Consider the following 14,637-nt stretch of genomic DNA (forward strand, 5'->3'; position numbering starts at 1 on the left):
TCGACAAAGCCATCGAAGGATTCGTCATGTTCGCCCTCAACCAAGGCGAAGTCTGCACCTGCCCCTCCCGCGCCCTCATCCACTCCACCATCTACGACGAATTCATGACCCGCTGCATCGAACGCACCGAGGCGATCAAGAGCGGCAACCCGCTCGACGAGGCGACCATGATCGGCGCGCAGGCGAGCAACGACCAGTACGAGAAGATCCTGTCCTACATCGATATCGGCAAACAGGAGGGCGCACAGGTGCTCACCGGCGGAAATCCGCGCAAGGTCGCGGAATTCCCCGACGGGTACTACGTCGAGCCGACGATCTTCCGCGGCCGCAACGATATGCGGGTGTTCCAGGAGGAAATCTTCGGCCCGGTCGTCGCGGTGACCACTTTCGATTCCGTCGAACAGGCGCTCGCCCTCGCCAACGACACCCTCTACGGACTCGGCGCGGGCGTCTGGACGCGCGACATGAACACCGCCTACCGGCTCGGCCGCGAGATCAAGGCGGGCCGCGTGTGGACCAATTGCTACCACGCCTACCCCGCGCACGCGGCCTTCGGCGGATACAAGAAATCCGGCATGGGCCGCGAGAACCACAAGATGATGCTCGACCACTACCAGCAGACCAAGAACCTGCTCGTCAGCTACTCGCCGAACAAACTCGGATTCTTCTGATGCCGCAGGACGCGAACCGCGTCGAATTGACCGAAGCGGCACAGGAACTCGTGCGCACGCTGGTCGGTCGGCACGGCGCGGTCATGTTCCATCAGTCCGGCGGCTGCTGCGACGGCAGTTCACCGATGTGCTATCCGCGCGGCGAATTCCGGGTCGGCGCCGCCGATGTGCTGCTCGGCTACGTCGGCGATCGGATCCCGTTCTGGATGAGCGCCGACCAGTTCGAATACTGGCGGCACACCCACCTCACCATCGACGTGGTCGCCGGACGCGGCAGCGGATTCTCCCTCGAGGCGCCGGAAGGCCTGCGTTTCCTGACCAGATCCCGCCTGCTCACCGACGCCGAACTCGAGGCGCTGGAAGCACATCCGCCGCCCACCGGAGCCGATCCCCTGCCGTGACCGCCCGCGCGGCCACCGCCTCGATCCCGACTCGACGCGGTGGCCGCCGGACCCGACCGCTCGGCGCGGATCTCACGCGCGAACGTGACCGATCTCGCACCTTCCCGCGCCCGACGCGTTCCCGCGCCTTGTATGCGCGATCTTCGACGCCCGCCTCGACGCTCCTCGATGCCGACGGTATTCCCGTCGAACGGCGGGATCGGTGCGAACCTCTTCCCGAGCGGGCCCGCGCAGAGGATACTTTCCGGTACCCCCGGTTCTCAGCAAGCCCACAGTCATCTCTGGCGCCCGCCACGGCTTGAACTGTTCCACTGGTGGTATGCCAGTAGAGACGTACCGGCAGCGTCCGATCCAGGAGGTCAGGGCCGTGTGTAGCGCGATGACGACGACGCGTCGTGAATTGGTTCGGCTCACCGGAATCGCGGGCGATTCCGTCAGCAAGCGCGGGTCCCGCGCCATCAACGCCGACGCCGTCGCCACGTGGACCGACCCGACCAGCGGCCGCGCCGCGTTCGTGGTGGCCGACGGCGTCGGCGATCACCTGCCCGCAGCGCGCGCCGCCCGCGCCGCGGCCACGGTGGCCGCGCGCGAGGCCGCCCGCGGCGGCGACGCGGCCGAGGGAATCCTTGCCGCGCAACGGCATCTGCTGCGCGAGTTCCCGGAGCCGAAGGCCGACAGCGCCCTCGTCGTCGCCGTGCTCCCGACCACCGACCGCGACGACGCCCCCGCCGATATCGCCTGGGTCGGCGACTGCCGCGCCTACCGCTGGAACGGCCGCACCCTGCACCAGATCACCACCGACCACACCCTGGCCGAATACCTGCGCCTGCGCGGCCGCTACGCCGCACCGCGCACCCACCACATCATCACCACCACCGTGCGCACCGTGCGTCCCGATCAGATCGGCCGCGCCGCCACCGGATCCAGCAACGGTCGGCTGCTGCTCAGCACCGACGGCGTCCACAAACCCCTCGGCATCGCCGCGATCAAAGCGGCCCTGGCCTGCGGCGAATCCGCGCAGGCCACGGCCGACGGCCTGGTCGAACTCGCCCTGCACAGCGGCGGCCGCGACAACGCCTCCGCCTTCGTCATCGACCGCCGCTGACGCCCGGCGCACCGGCAACGGACTCACGGACAACACAGGAGCCGCGTCCCGAAGGACGCGGCTCCTCGTGTCGATGTGGGATTACAGGTACTGCCCGGTGTTCGACTCGGTGTCGATGGCTCGGCTGGCCGAGGCGTTCTTGCCGGTGACCAGCGTACGGATGTAGACGATCCGCTCGCCCTTCTTGCCCGAGATGCGAGCCCAGTCATCGGGATTCGTGGTGTTGGGCAGGTCCTCGTTCTCGGAGAACTCGTCCACGATCGAATCGTAGAGATGCTGGATGCGCAGACCCGGATTGCCGGTGTCGAGCACGGCCTTGATCGCGTACTTCTTGGAGCGGTCCACGATGTTCTGGATCATGGCGCCGGAGTTGAAGTCCTTGAAGTACAGGACCTCCTTGTCACCGTTGGCGTAGGTGACCTCGAGGAAGCGGTTGTCCTCGCTCTCCGCGTACATCCGGTCGACGACCCGCTCGATCATCGCCTGGATGCAGGCCACCTTGTCGCCGCCGAATTCGGCGACGTCGTCGGCGTGCAGCGGCAGGAACTCGGTCAGGTACTTGGAGAAGATGTCCTGCGCCGACTCGGCGTCGGGGCGCTCGATCTTGATCTTCACGTCGAGGCGGCCCGGACGCAGGATCGCGGGGTCGATCATGTCCTCACGGTTGGAGGCGCCGATCACGATCACGTTCTCCAGGCCCTCGACGCCGTCGATCTCCGACAGCAGCTGCGGCACCACCGTGGTCTCCACGTCGGAGGACACACCCGAACCTCGGGTGCGGAAGATCGAGTCCATCTCGTCGAAGAACACGATCACCGGCGTGCCCTCGGACGCCTTCTCGCGCGCCCGCTGGAAGATGATCCTGATGTGGCGCTCGGTCTCGCCGACGAACTTGTTCAGCAGTTCGGGGCCCTTGATGTTGAGGAAGAAGGACTTGGCCTCCTTGGCGTCCTCACCGCGCGCCTCGGCGATCTTCTTGGCCAGCGAGTTGGCCACCGCCTTGGCGATCAGCGTCTTGCCGCAGCCGGGCGGACCGTAGAGCAGCACGCCCTTGGGCGGGCGCAGCGCGTACTCCCGGAACAGGTCCTTGTGCAGGAACGGCAGCTCGACCGCGTCGCGGATCTGCTCGATCTGGCGGGCCAGACCGCCGATGTCCTCGTAGCCGACGTCGGGGACTTCCTCCAGCACCAGGTCCTCGACCTCGGCTTTCGGCACGCGTTCGAAGGCGAATCCGGCCTTGCTGTCGACCAGGAGGGAGTCACCCGGCCTGAGTTTGCGGATCGGGGAATCGGGATCGTCGAGATCATCGAGCTCGGCGATCTTGGCCAGCGGACCGGACAGCCACACGACCCGCTCCTCGTCGGCATGGCCGACGACGAGGGCGCGGCGGCCGTCGTCGAGGATCTCGCGCAGGGTGCCGATCTCGCCGACGGAGTCGAACACGCCCGCCTCGACCACCGTGAGCGCCTCGTTGAGGCGGACGGTCTGACCGTATTCGAGCGAATCGGTGTCGATGTTCGGCGAGCAGGTCAACCGCATCTTGCGGCCCGAGGTGAACACGTCGACCGTCTGATCGTCGTACACGCCGATCAGGATGCCGTATCCGCTCGGCGGCTGACCGAGCCGATCGACCTCCTCGCGCAGCGCGACCAGCTGCTGACGCGCCTCCTTGAGGGTGTCCATCAGCTTCGTGTTGCGAATCGTCAGCGAATCGACGCGGGCTTCCAATTCCCGCGCGTGATCAGGCGAATCGGCGAGTTGCCTCCGGAGTGCAGCCGCCTCGGCGCGTACTGCCTCGAGCTCTCTCCAGGCCGCCGAATCGGAATTCTCGATGGGGCTCATGTGCTGCTCCTCCCAGTCCCGGTCTATCAACGCTACCGGGCGTGAACGGTTCTCGCTGTCCGACATGGTTTCTTCGTGATCACATCTGCGCTTCTATCGGCGGCGGAAGTCCATGTTAGCCTGCCCTAACCCGAACCGGACGAGAGTTCTCGTCCATCGAGCCGAAAGGTTGCCAGTAATGCTCTTCACCGCCAGATCCCTGCGCGGATGCGTCGCCGCCGTCGCGGTGGCCGTCGCCGCGACGGTCGGGCTCACCGGATGTGGATCGGACGACAAGTCCGACACCGCCACCAGCGCCACCTCCTCTGCAAATACCACATCCGCAGCCGCCGGGACCACGGGTTCGGGCGGTCACGGTGGTAATCACAGTGACGGCGCCCCGACCGCGGAGGAGCTGCAGAACACACTCGCCGTCTTCGCCGCCGCCGACAAGCCAACCGCGGACAAGGTCGCGGTCGTGGTCGACGGCCAGAAGCGGGCCGCCAACATCGACCAGATGACCAAACTGCTCGCGGGCTACGGCGCGCTGAAGTTCATCGTCAGCGACGTCAAGGTCGACGGCGCCACCGCCACCGCGCAGACCGTCATCAGCTCGCCCAACGGCGACGCCCCGCCCATGCCGCTGACCTGGCAGAAGGTCGACGGCAAGTGGAAGATCGCCGACGCGAGCGCGTGCGTTCTGCTCGGCTTCGCCCAGGCGCCCTGCACACCGTAGTCGGCCGACGTTCCGCCCGTGCGAGCAGGCCGCGCACGGGCGGACGCGCAAGGCCGCTCAGCCCTTCGAGGGGCGACGCTGCGGCTTCGGGGTCACCGTCCCCTCGGCGAGGCGCCGCGCGCTCACCAGGAAGGCGGTGTGGCCCTGCATACGGTGCTCGGGACGCACGGCGAGGCCGACGACGTGCCAGCCGCGCACCATCGACTCCCACGACCTCGGCTCGGTCCAGCATTCCTGCTCCCGCAGCGCCTCGACCACCTTCGACAGCTGTGTGACGGTTGCCACATAGATGATCAACACCCCGCCCGGCACCAGCGCGCGTGCCACCGAGGGCAGCGCGTCCCACGGGGCGAGCATGTCCAGCACGGCCCGGTCCACCGGCTCCCCCGCGTAGTCGGCCACATCACCGACGGTCAGCGACCAGTTCGCCGGGCGCTCGCCGAAGAAGGTCTCCACATTGCGCACCGCGTGCGCGGCGTGATCCTCGCGGATCTCGTAGGAGACGACCCGGCCATCGGGGCCGACGGCGCGCAGCAGCGAACAGGTCAGCGCGCCCGACCCCGCGCCCGCCTCGAGCACCCGCGCGCCCGGGAACACATCGCCCTCGTGCACGATCTGCGCGGCGTCCTTCGGATAGATGACGGCCGCGCCGCGCGGCATCGACAGGACATAGTCCACGAGCAGCGGACGCAGCGCCAGATACGGGGTGCCGTTCGTGGAATGCACCACACTGCCCTCGTCGGCGCCGATCAAGCTGTCGTGCTTGATGCCGCCGCGATGGGTGTGGAATTCCTTGCCCGGCTCCAGCAGGACCGTGTAGAGGCGTCCCTTGGCGTCGGTCAGCTGCACCCGGTCACCGATGGTGAATGGCCCGGTCCGTCCGGCCGTCATGTATCTCCGTTCCGTCTGTATCGCGATGGCGGCGACCGCATGCGGCGGTTGCCGATCGCGCCGCGCTGTCGGTACCGCCGGATAGCCTGCCAGGTATGTCAGTGCCCGCGTCCACGCCCCCCGCCGACACCGCGAACGATCCCGGCGCGGCCGGCTCGGGCGCACCACGCAGACCCGCGCTCTCACCCTCGCGGGCAATGGATTTCAAACAGTGCCCGCTGAAATACCGCCTGCGCGCGATCGATCGGATTCCGGAGCAGCCGTCGCGGCACGCGGTGCGCGGCACGGTGGTGCACGCGGTGCTCGAGGATCTCTACGGTCTGCCCGCCGCCGAACGCTCCCCCGAGCGGGCCGACACGCTGGTCGCGCCCGCGTGGGACCGCACACTCGCCGACAGCCCCGAGATCGCCGAACTGGTCGCCGACGACGGCCTCGAACCGTTCCTCGCCGAGGTGCGCGAGCTGCTGGTCGCCTACTACCGGCTCGAGGACCCCACGCGATTCGATCCCGAGTCCCGCGAACAACTGGTCGAGGTCGAACTCGGCGACGGCGTGCTGCTGCGCGGTTTCGTCGACCGCATCGATCTGGCGCCCACCGGCCAACTGCGGGTGGTCGACTACAAGACCGGCCGCGCGCCGGGACCGAACGCCGAGACCAGGGCGCTGTTCCAGCTGAAGTTCTACGCCCTGGTCGTATTGCGCACGCGCGGAATACTTCCCGCCCAGCTGCGGCTGATCTACCTGGCCGACGAACAGATCCTCACCTACGCGCCCGACGAGGAGGAACTGCTGCGGTTCGAACGCACGCTGTCGGCGCTGTGGGAGGCGATCGTGTCGGCGGGCCGCAGTGGCGATTTCCGCCCGAATCCCGGTTGGCTGTGCGGCTTCTGCGATTACAAGGCCATGTGCCCGGAGTTCGGCGGCACCCCGCCCCCGTATCCCGGCTGGCCCGGGGGCGCCACCGAATCGCCGGAGGAGACCTCGGCGGAATCGGTGGCGCAGTAGTCGCGGAATGCGCGGTAATCACGGGATCGGACGGTGGAATCGCGGCACAGCGACACCGAAAGCTCCATTCCCACAACGAAATTCACCGACGTCACCGAACCGAACCCCACGACCGGACACCGGTCCGCCTCGCGCATCCGAAATCTCATCGGGATCCCGCCGAAAGCCTTTCCCACAGTTCCAGTTTCGTGGGGACCGCATCGCCGATCAGGCCGAGCGCGATGCGCAGACACGCACGATGTTGTGCGCCGACCGCAGGCGCGCGCACGACGTCAAGTCCCGCACGCGAAATCCAGCCCGCGAGCGGTGTCAGGTCGCGTCCACGCACGCGTGCGTCAGAACGCTCGGCAGGAGCGGATATCGGTGGCGAGGATGGCTTTCGCGCCGAGTTCGGCGAGCTGATCCATGACCGCGTTGCCCTGCCCGCGCGGCACCAGCGCGCGCACCGCCACCCATGTCTCGTCGGCCAGCGGCGAGACCGTCGGCGATTCGAGTCCCGGTGTGATGAGCACCGCGCGCTCGAGCAGGTCCCTCGGGCAGTCGTAGTCCAGCATCAAGTACTGCTGGGCGAACACCACGCCCTGCACGCGGGCCACGAGCTGATTGCGGGCGCGGTCCGCGCGGTCGGCGCCCTCGCGTTCGATGAGCACGCCCTCCGAATCGCACAGGATGTCGCCGAAGGCGACCAGATTGTGCTGGCGCAGGGTGCGCCCGGAACCGACCACGTCGGCGATGGCGTCGGCGACGCCGAGTTGGATGGAGATCTCCACCGCGCCGTCGAGGCGGATCACCTCGGCCCTGATGCCGCGCCGCTCCAGGTCGGTGAGCACCAGATTCGGGTACGAGGTGGCGATGCGCTTGCCGTGCAGGTCCTCGACCTTCCAGTCCTGCCCCGCGGGTGCGGCGTAGCGGAAGGTGGAGCGGCCGAAGCCGAGGGAGATCCGCTCCTGGACCGGCGCACCGGAATCGAGAGCGAGATCACGGCCGGTGATGCCGAGGTCGAGTTCACCGGAACCGACATAGATGGCGATGTCCTTGGGCCGCAGGAAGAAGAATTCGACCTGGTTGGCGGGATCGAGAACAGTGAGGTCGCGCGAATCGGTGCGCTTGCGGTAGCCCGCCTCGCTGAGGATGGAGGTGGCCGATTCGGACAGGGCGCCTTTGTTGGGGACTGCGACGCGCAGCATGGGGGAAGGTCCTTTCGGGATGTGACGGTGACGGGGCGCGGTGCGGCCGTCACAGATGTCGGTACACGTCCTCGAGTTCCAGCCCGCGGCCAACCATCAGCACCTGGACCCAGTAGAGCAGCTGGGAGATCTCCTCGGCCAGCGCGTCGTCGCTCTCGTGCTCGGCGGCCAGCCACACCTCGCCCGCCTCCTCGAGCACCTTCTTACCCTGGGTATGCACGCCCGCGTCCAGTGCGGCCACGGTGCCCGACCCATGGGGACGGGTGCGGGCGCGGTCCTGGAGCTCGGCGAACAGGGTTTCGAAGTTCTTCACGGGTGACCATTCTTTCAGACTCCCGCACACTCCCCGCACACAGCACCACCCCGCCGACGGATCGACGGGGTGGTAGCCGGGTGAACGCGTTCAGTCCTGCGCGAGCAGCGCCTCGAGGTCGGCGACCGCGGTGCGCAGATGTCCGGCGAAGGCGTGCATCTGGTCGGCGACCGGCTCCGGGGTGGCCAGATACAGGTTCCAGCGGTCCGGCAGCAGGACGTAGGCGACGCCGATGCAGGTCGGGCTGGTCGACCCGAATCCGAAGAAAGTGATGTTGACCGACGGCGCGGAACTGGTGGACAGGTAGTCGTCGCGCATGATCGTCCAGCCGGGGCTGTCGTAGAGCGGCAGCGCCTCGGTGGCGCCGAGTTCGGCGCCGCGGCGACGCTGGATCCACTGCAGTTCCCACAGGTGCTGTTCGGGCGCCGCGCCGGACTGGCACTGCTTGGCCCGCTCGACGTGGGTCGCCGCCGCCGTGCGCGCGGCCGCGAGCTTGGCCGCCGCGTCGACCTCGGGATCGACCATCGCGTCCACGAAGGCGATCAGCTCCGGCGTCACCACCCGCATGGCCTCGGTGCGGCCGTTGCGGTACTGCCTGGTGGCGATGGATTCGTAGGTGGCGCCGGTGAGCCCCTTGCTGCGCCGGTGCGCGAGCTGGTAGCTGAGCTGGGCGAAGGCGTCCGGGGAGATCTTCAGCTCCTTGGCGCGCGCGGTGCCGAAGCTGTCGAAGGACACCGTGAGGGTGGCGTTGGCCGCGGCGTAGGCGGCGAAATCCGCGCCCGCCGCGCCGATCGCCGCGCGCAGGGCGTCGTCGAGGACGAATTCGATCGGCGCGACGGCGGGCGCGCCCTGCCGCTGCGCACCCGAGCGGGCCGCGTGTTCGGCGGCCGAGGTCTCGAGCAGGGTGTCGACGAAGGACAGGATGGTCGTGCCGTCCAGACCGCAGTGCTCGACGTTGATGCCCGCCTGGCCGTCGGCGAAGACGATGAACGACACCGACTTGTCGAACCACCGGTTGCCGCTGTCGCCGTGCAGCAGCTGATCACAGGCGTGCTGCACGTCACGGGGCGCGAAATCCTCGAGGCAGACGCAGAACAGCGCCGTCTCCAACTCCTCCAGCGCCGCGACGTTCGCCGGTTCGGCCAGCAGCGCCGCCCGGTCGGCGGCCCATTCGGCGCGCGCCTTGGTGGTGAGATGCCCCACGGCGGCGTCGGCGGGCACCCGCTGCTCCCCCGCGCGCTGCACCGCCCGCAGGCCATCGGCGAGATCCTCGGGCGTGTAGGGCGCGCCCTCGGGACCGATCACGTCGACGCGGAACAGGTTGCCGCGGTGGAAGACCGCGATGTGGCGCGCGGCGGACGGTCCCGGCTGCTCGTCGGAATACGGCGCCCGCACGCTGTCCTGTTCGACGCCGGGAATCCGGGTCTCGGAGAACAGGAACTTGTTCTGCCACATCGACAACTGCTGCCCGCGCTGGGTGACCGGCGGGATCGCTTCCTCGTCGAGCGCCAGTTTGTAGTCGACGGCCGCGGCGATGATCCCGGCCGCGCGCTCGACCTGGGTGGCGCCGGTGGACGCGGCGAGCACGGTGTCGTCGCGGAAGAGGAAGAAGAAGTTGGCGTTCAGGGCGATCCGGTCGCGGCGGCCGAGATACCGCGACGGCCAGAACAGGTCGAGCCAGCTGCCGACACCCGGTGTCGCGTCGTATTCCCGCAGGGCCTCGTGCAGGACCCGGCCCTGGCCGTCCGCGCGCAGCAGATCGTCGACGGCCGCCTCGGTAGTGGCAAGTTCGTCGTCGGTCAGCAGCGGCGCGGACCAGCGCAGGAAGCGCTCGGCGCTGTCCTCCAAGGTCGGCAGCGGTACCCGCGGCAGGTGGTCTTCGGCGGCGAAGGTGCGGTCGCTCAAGTCGGATTCCTCGGTGTGATGGGGTGGACGGGTGCGAAATTACGGACATCGGGACGGCGATGCGACGGCGTATCACGCGACATGACGCGGCGACTCACCACACACGATCCTCGGTGTCGAGGCGGAGTTTGGGAAGGGCCGTGGCGCGTGTCGTTCGCCGCTCAGCCGCGATCTTCGACCGCGCCCGGCTCGGGCAGCGGGCGCGACAGATACAGGGCGGCGTAGAGCCACCCACGCGATTCCTGTCCCTCGGTGTCGATTCCCCTGTCGGACAGGGCGTTCAGCACCTGCGCGCGCTCGTCGTCGGAGGCGAAGCGACGCTGTTCGAACAGGCCGGGCACGCGTTCGGTGCGGTAGCCGAGCGCGGCGAATTCCGCCGCGATGGGGGCGAAGTCGAACATGCGGAGCACGAAATGGGCCATCCACGGCCTGCGGGCCGGATCGGCGGTGGCGATGCGGACCAGGGTCTTCTCGGTGACGTAGCCGACGCATCCGGTGGAGATCACGATATCGGCCGAGGCCAGCAGATCGCGCTGGGCTTCGGTGGGGTCGGCGCTTTCCAGGTCGGCGTGCACGATGTCGTGCAGCAGACCGGCTTCGTTCGCGTAGTCCAGTGCCGGGCGGGCGGCGTCCATACCGATGAAACGGACATCGGGACAGGCGTCGCCCTCGGCTAGTCGGGCGCGGTCGCGCGACACCATGGCGGCGCGGCTCGCGGCCTCGCCCGCGCGATAGTGTTCGGAGAGTTCGTCGATGGTGAGACCGAGGCGCAGCAGGGCGGCGTTCACGCCGTAGGAGCAGCCGATGTCGAGCACGGTCGGCGCGTGCGTGCGCGTGGCGGCGCGGTATTCGCGAATCTGCTGTTCGAAGAAGGGTTTCGCCAGTTCCGGTATGCGATAGTCCAGTGCCGACATCCGAGCGTAGTACTCGCGGGGATCGGGTCGGTCGTAGATGTGGTCGAAGGAGGCTTTCCCGGTCGTATGTAACGGCACTGGCACGCTTGTGGTTCCTCTCGATCGCGGGATCGGCTAGTCGAGTAGCCGGTCGCCGCGGACAGCGTCGGCCGCGGCTAGATGATCCGGTAGTACCCGCCCGAACAGCTGGCGGGTGCGTTCCACGGTGCCGATGACACCGGGCCGGTCGGTGTAGGCGAAGATCGCCGAATGTCGTTGGTGGCCACCGGTTACCGGTGAGACCCGATGCAGGGAGAAGCGCCCGCGGAACAGTTGCAGATCGCCCGGCCGAAGCGCGAGCCCGCGCACCAGCCGCTCGCCCGAGCCGGTCAGCACGTCGCGCACGTCGTCGAGGTTCTCGGCGTGCGGCGAGCGAATGTTCGGGCAGTACTCGAAGACTCCGCCGGACGCGGCGGGCTGGGTCAGCATGCTGACGGTGAATTCGTTGGTGTCGAAATGCCAGGGGTGCGACATCCCTGGCGCGACCACGTTCAGGCAGAGCCCGGCCAGCGGGTCGGCGAATTCGTGCAGTTCGGCGAGTCCGAAGCAGTCGGCGACGAAGCGCTGGAACGGCTCGCTGGTGTAGAGCCGGTGGATGAGCGCGTCGGCCGGGATGCGATCGCGCGGGACGAACGCGTTGCCTCGGTCGAGCACGATGCGGCCCGGATGGTCTTGCGGCAGTTCGGTATCCAGCGGAATGTTGTAGGCGTTGACCCGCTCGACCTCGTAGTACGCGTGCGGCGCCATCGCCTCGCCCTGCGCCCGCAAGGTCTCGACGAGCGCGGGCCGGATGAACTCCCGCAGCACGGTGCATCCGTCTTCGGCGAGTTCCGCCCGCGCCAGCGCGACCACACCCTCCCGGTCCGCGCTCCCGACATCGGCCAGCGGATACCTTGCGGTATCGACGATCTCGTCCAGCACGCCCGCAACTGCCATGAGGCCCATTCTGCTGGCCGATCCCCGCGACACGCCCGAGATTCCGAAAGATAGCCCGTGACTACTGTCACACCTACCAACAGGGCGCACATGTGTTGCGGGACAGTAACTCTCACCCCGACACACGGACAAGCGCAGAGCCTGTTGACGCGAGACTCCCAGGGCCGCGAACCCGCGGCGACGAAGTCGACGCCGATAAACACAACTCAGGTGCGGGTGCGCAATGCCGCGTGCAAGTGGTCGACGGTGAGGCCGACCAGGGACTCGCGCAGCACCCGGCCCGGCGCGTGCGGCACCGCGATCTCGCAGGGCACCACGATCACCGCGCAGCCCGCCGCCTGGGCGGCATGTGCGCCGGTCGGCGAATCCTCTATCGCCACACAGGATTTCGGGTCGACGCCGAGCAGTTCGGCGGCACGCAGGTAGACGTCGGGTTCGGGTTTGCCCTCGGCGACCTCGTCACCGCAGACCGAGACGTCGAAGTAGCCGCGGCCGAGGGTGTTCAGGCCGTATTCGGTCAGCGATCGCTTCGTATTGGTCACCAGTCCGCTCGGCAGGCCCGCGGCGCGCACCAGCGACAGCGCGTCCTCGGCGCCGGGCCGCCACGGGATCGGACCGGTCATCAACTCGGTGACCCGCACCTCGAGGAAGCGACCCGCCTCGAGCAGGGCGGCGGGCGTCGGCTCGACGCCGAGTCCGGCGAACAGGATGCCAAGCGCGTTGGGACCCGACGCGCCGATCAGGGCGTGGCGGAGTTCGTCGGTCATGACACCGCCGAGTTCCGCCGCGAGTTCGCGGACGCCGATGTCCCACAGCTTCTCCGAATCCAGCAGCGTTCCGTCCATATCCCACAGAACCGCGGCGAGTGGCGCGCTCACGTGCCGTACTACTCCTCTGCTGATGACGAATCCGGCGCGGACGCCGGGCACGGCCACCCGCTGCTCGAGCGAGTGGCCGTCGACGCGCCAAGCCTATCGACTACGACGGGTGAACAGCCGCTTCGGTGTCGGCCGTCACGCGCTCGACGCCGAGATCACCAGCCGACCGCCTTCCGAAGACACCCGCAGCCAGCGGTTCTCGGTGGCGGTGGAGCCGTCGGATTTCACGTAGGTGAGCGAAGCCGTCGCCGCGTCGGCCCCGTTGGGCGTCACACCGTTGACCCGCACCGAACGGATCGAGGACCAGAACGAGCTGAACGCGCCGTAGCCGCCGGTCTGCGCCTGATACGACGGCGAGAGCTGGGCCCACGCGCCGCCGATATTGCCGGGCAGCATGCCGTAGTAGCTCTGGATGAAACCCGCGATCCGTTCCGGGGTCGGCGGTCCCTCGGGGGGCGGCGGTGGCGGAGTGGTCGACGCGGGCGGTGTCGTGGTCGGCGCCGAGGTGGTCGGGGGCGGCGCGACCGGGGCCTGCTTCGGACTCTCCATGATCGAACCGCCGCCGGGGACCTCGACGGGCGGATTCGTCGTCGCGGGCGGCGCGGCGGTGTTGTCGTCGCCGCCTCGGGTCTGCACGGCCACCGCCAACACGACCACGACGACGAGTCCGACCAGCGCGGCCGCCGCGACGGCGAGCAGTCGCCGGTCGGGGCCGCCGCGCGAGGTCCGCGCCTGCGCGGGCGGGATCGGGGCGATCGGCGTCGGCGACACGGCGGGCTGCCGCACCGGACCGCTGCCGCCGCCGCGCGGACCGCCGCCCGAATGCACCGGCGCGAACGGCGGGCCGGTGGCCGCACCGAGGTACGCGGTGGGATCGGCGGCATTCGACGGCCCCGATCCGGTCGCCGACGACGGCAGCACCGTGGTCGCGCCCGCGACCGCACCCGGCGAGGGCAGCACCTTGGTCACCACCGGCGCGGCCGCCAGTGCGGGCGCCCGCCCGGCGGCCACCGCTTCCAGCGCTTCCCTGGCCTCCTGCATGGTGAGCCGAGCCTCGACGGTTCCGGTGAGCAGCCGCATCAGCACCGGGGCCAGCGCACCGGCCTGCCGCGGCGGCGGGATCTCCCCCCGCGCCACCGCGTGCAGGACGGCCAGCGGATTGTCGCCCTCGCCGAACGGCGGCGCGCCCTCCACCGCCGCGTAGAGCGTCGATCCGAGGGCGAACACATCCGAGGACGGTTCCGGATTCTCCCCGCGCGCCACCTCGGGCGCCAGGTAGGCGGGCGTGCCCGCGAGGAATCCGGTGGCGGTGACGGTCACGTCGCCGACCGCGCGGGAGATGCCGAAATCGGTGATCTTCACCGTCCCGTCATCGGCGACCAGCAGATTCGCCGGTTTGACATCGCGGTGCATGATGCCGGCGGTGTGCGCCGCAGCCAGCGCGGCCGCAGCCTGCGCGCCGACGCGCGCGACCTCCACCGGCGGCAGCGTGCGCTTGCCCGCGAGTCGCGCCGCCAGACTCGGCGCGTCCATGAATTCCATGACCAGCCACGGCTGCCCGTCTTCCTCGGCGACGTCGAAGACGGTGATGGCGTTGGGGTGGTGTAGGCGGGCCGCGATCCGCCCTTCCCGCATGGCGCGCAACTTCGCCTCCAGCGCCTGCGATCCGGTCAGATGCGGCGCGAGCAGCAACTGTTTGACGGCCACCGTGCGTTGCAATCGCACATCGGTGCCGCGCCACACCACTCCCATGGCGCCGCTACCGATCGGATCCGAGAGCCGGTACCTTCCAGCGATCAACCTGTCCGCCGTCATCTGGTTGTGCCCTCCTGCTTG

At 68.9% G+C, this 14,637-nt stretch carries 14 protein-coding genes; 5 read left to right on the forward strand and 9 right to left on the reverse strand.

What is annotated here, in order from left to right:
• The 3 genes from IT779_RS00005 to IT779_RS00015 all read left to right on the forward strand — a co-directional run.
• A partial coding sequence (locus tag IT779_RS00005; protein ID WP_196147051.1) for an aldehyde dehydrogenase family protein occupies positions 1 to 671 on the forward strand: 671 nt, incomplete at its 5' end.
• Positions 671 to 1,072, forward strand: a complete 402-nt coding sequence (locus tag IT779_RS00010; protein ID WP_196147052.1) for a DUF779 domain-containing protein — start codon at positions 671 to 673, stop codon at positions 1,070 to 1,072. The genes IT779_RS00005 and IT779_RS00010, both read left to right, overlap by 1 nt.
• A 319-nt stretch (positions 1,073 to 1,391) precedes the next feature.
• Positions 1,392 to 2,177, forward strand: a complete 786-nt coding sequence (locus IT779_RS00015) for a PP2C family protein-serine/threonine phosphatase (RefSeq protein WP_198428010.1) — start codon at positions 1,392 to 1,394, stop codon at positions 2,175 to 2,177.
• An 81-nt stretch (positions 2,178 to 2,258) separates the two neighbouring features.
• Here the strand turns inward: IT779_RS00015 and arc are convergent, their stop codons facing one another.
• Positions 2,259 to 4,019 (reverse strand): proteasome ATPase, encoded by a 1,761-nt coding sequence (arc, locus tag IT779_RS00020; protein WP_196147053.1) that lies wholly within the window; start codon positions 4,017 to 4,019, stop codon positions 2,259 to 2,261.
• A 178-nt stretch (positions 4,020 to 4,197) separates the two neighbouring features.
• Between arc and IT779_RS00025 the strand changes: the two genes are divergently transcribed.
• Positions 4,198 to 4,734 (forward strand): hypothetical protein, encoded by a 537-nt coding sequence (locus IT779_RS00025; protein WP_196147054.1) that lies wholly within the window; start codon positions 4,198 to 4,200, stop codon positions 4,732 to 4,734.
• A gap of 57 nt (positions 4,735 to 4,791) precedes the next feature.
• On the opposite strand, the gene IT779_RS00030 is transcribed toward IT779_RS00025, so the two are convergent.
• Positions 4,792 to 5,625, reverse strand: a complete 834-nt coding sequence (locus tag IT779_RS00030; protein ID WP_196147055.1) for a tRNA (adenine-N1)-methyltransferase — start codon at positions 5,623 to 5,625, stop codon at positions 4,792 to 4,794.
• 95 nt (positions 5,626 to 5,720) lie between these two features.
• Between IT779_RS00030 and IT779_RS00035 the strand changes: the two genes are divergently transcribed.
• The gene (locus IT779_RS00035) at positions 5,721 to 6,629 is read left to right on the forward strand and encodes a RecB family exonuclease (RefSeq protein WP_196147056.1); all 909 of its coding nucleotides are present in this window, start codon (positions 5,721 to 5,723) and stop codon (positions 6,627 to 6,629) included.
• Between the two features lie 335 nt (positions 6,630 to 6,964).
• On the opposite strand, the gene hisG is transcribed toward IT779_RS00035, so the two are convergent.
• The 7 genes from hisG to IT779_RS00070 all read right to left on the reverse strand — a co-directional run bounded on the left by hisG (position 6,965) and on the right by IT779_RS00070 (position 14,616).
• On the reverse strand, positions 6,965 to 7,816 hold the full coding sequence (gene hisG, locus IT779_RS00040) for an ATP phosphoribosyltransferase (protein ID WP_196147057.1): 852 nt from the start codon (positions 7,814 to 7,816) through the stop codon (positions 6,965 to 6,967).
• A gap of 49 nt (positions 7,817 to 7,865) precedes the next feature.
• Positions 7,866 to 8,147, reverse strand: a complete 282-nt coding sequence (locus IT779_RS00045; protein WP_196147705.1) for a phosphoribosyl-ATP diphosphatase — start codon at positions 8,145 to 8,147, stop codon at positions 7,866 to 7,868.
• 72 nt (positions 8,148 to 8,219) lie between these two features.
• A complete protein-coding gene (locus IT779_RS00050) occupies positions 8,220 to 10,034 on the reverse strand; it encodes a choline/carnitine O-acyltransferase (RefSeq protein ID WP_196147058.1) in 1,815 nt (604 codons plus the stop codon).
• 161 nt (positions 10,035 to 10,195) lie between these two features.
• Entirely contained in the window at positions 10,196 to 11,032 is an 837-nt protein-coding gene (locus IT779_RS00055; protein ID WP_196147059.1) for a class I SAM-dependent methyltransferase, read from the reverse strand.
• A 30-nt stretch (positions 11,033 to 11,062) separates the two neighbouring features.
• On the reverse strand, positions 11,063 to 11,923 hold the full coding sequence (locus tag IT779_RS00060; protein WP_196147060.1) for a HalD/BesD family halogenase: 861 nt from the start codon (positions 11,921 to 11,923) through the stop codon (positions 11,063 to 11,065).
• Positions 11,924 to 12,129: 206 nt separating this feature from the next.
• Positions 12,130 to 12,801: an HAD family hydrolase gene (locus IT779_RS00065; RefSeq protein WP_332838590.1), complete on the reverse strand. Its 672-nt coding sequence runs from the start codon at positions 12,799 to 12,801 to the stop codon at positions 12,130 to 12,132.
• A gap of 135 nt (positions 12,802 to 12,936) precedes the next feature.
• A complete protein-coding gene (locus IT779_RS00070; protein ID WP_196147061.1) occupies positions 12,937 to 14,616 on the reverse strand; it encodes a serine/threonine-protein kinase in 1,680 nt (559 codons plus the stop codon).
• Positions 14,617 to 14,637: the final 21 nt, after the last annotated feature.

The organism is Nocardia bovistercoris (assembly GCF_015674855.1).
Classification (GTDB): Bacteria; Actinomycetota; Actinomycetes; order Mycobacteriales; family Mycobacteriaceae; genus Nocardia; species Nocardia bovistercoris.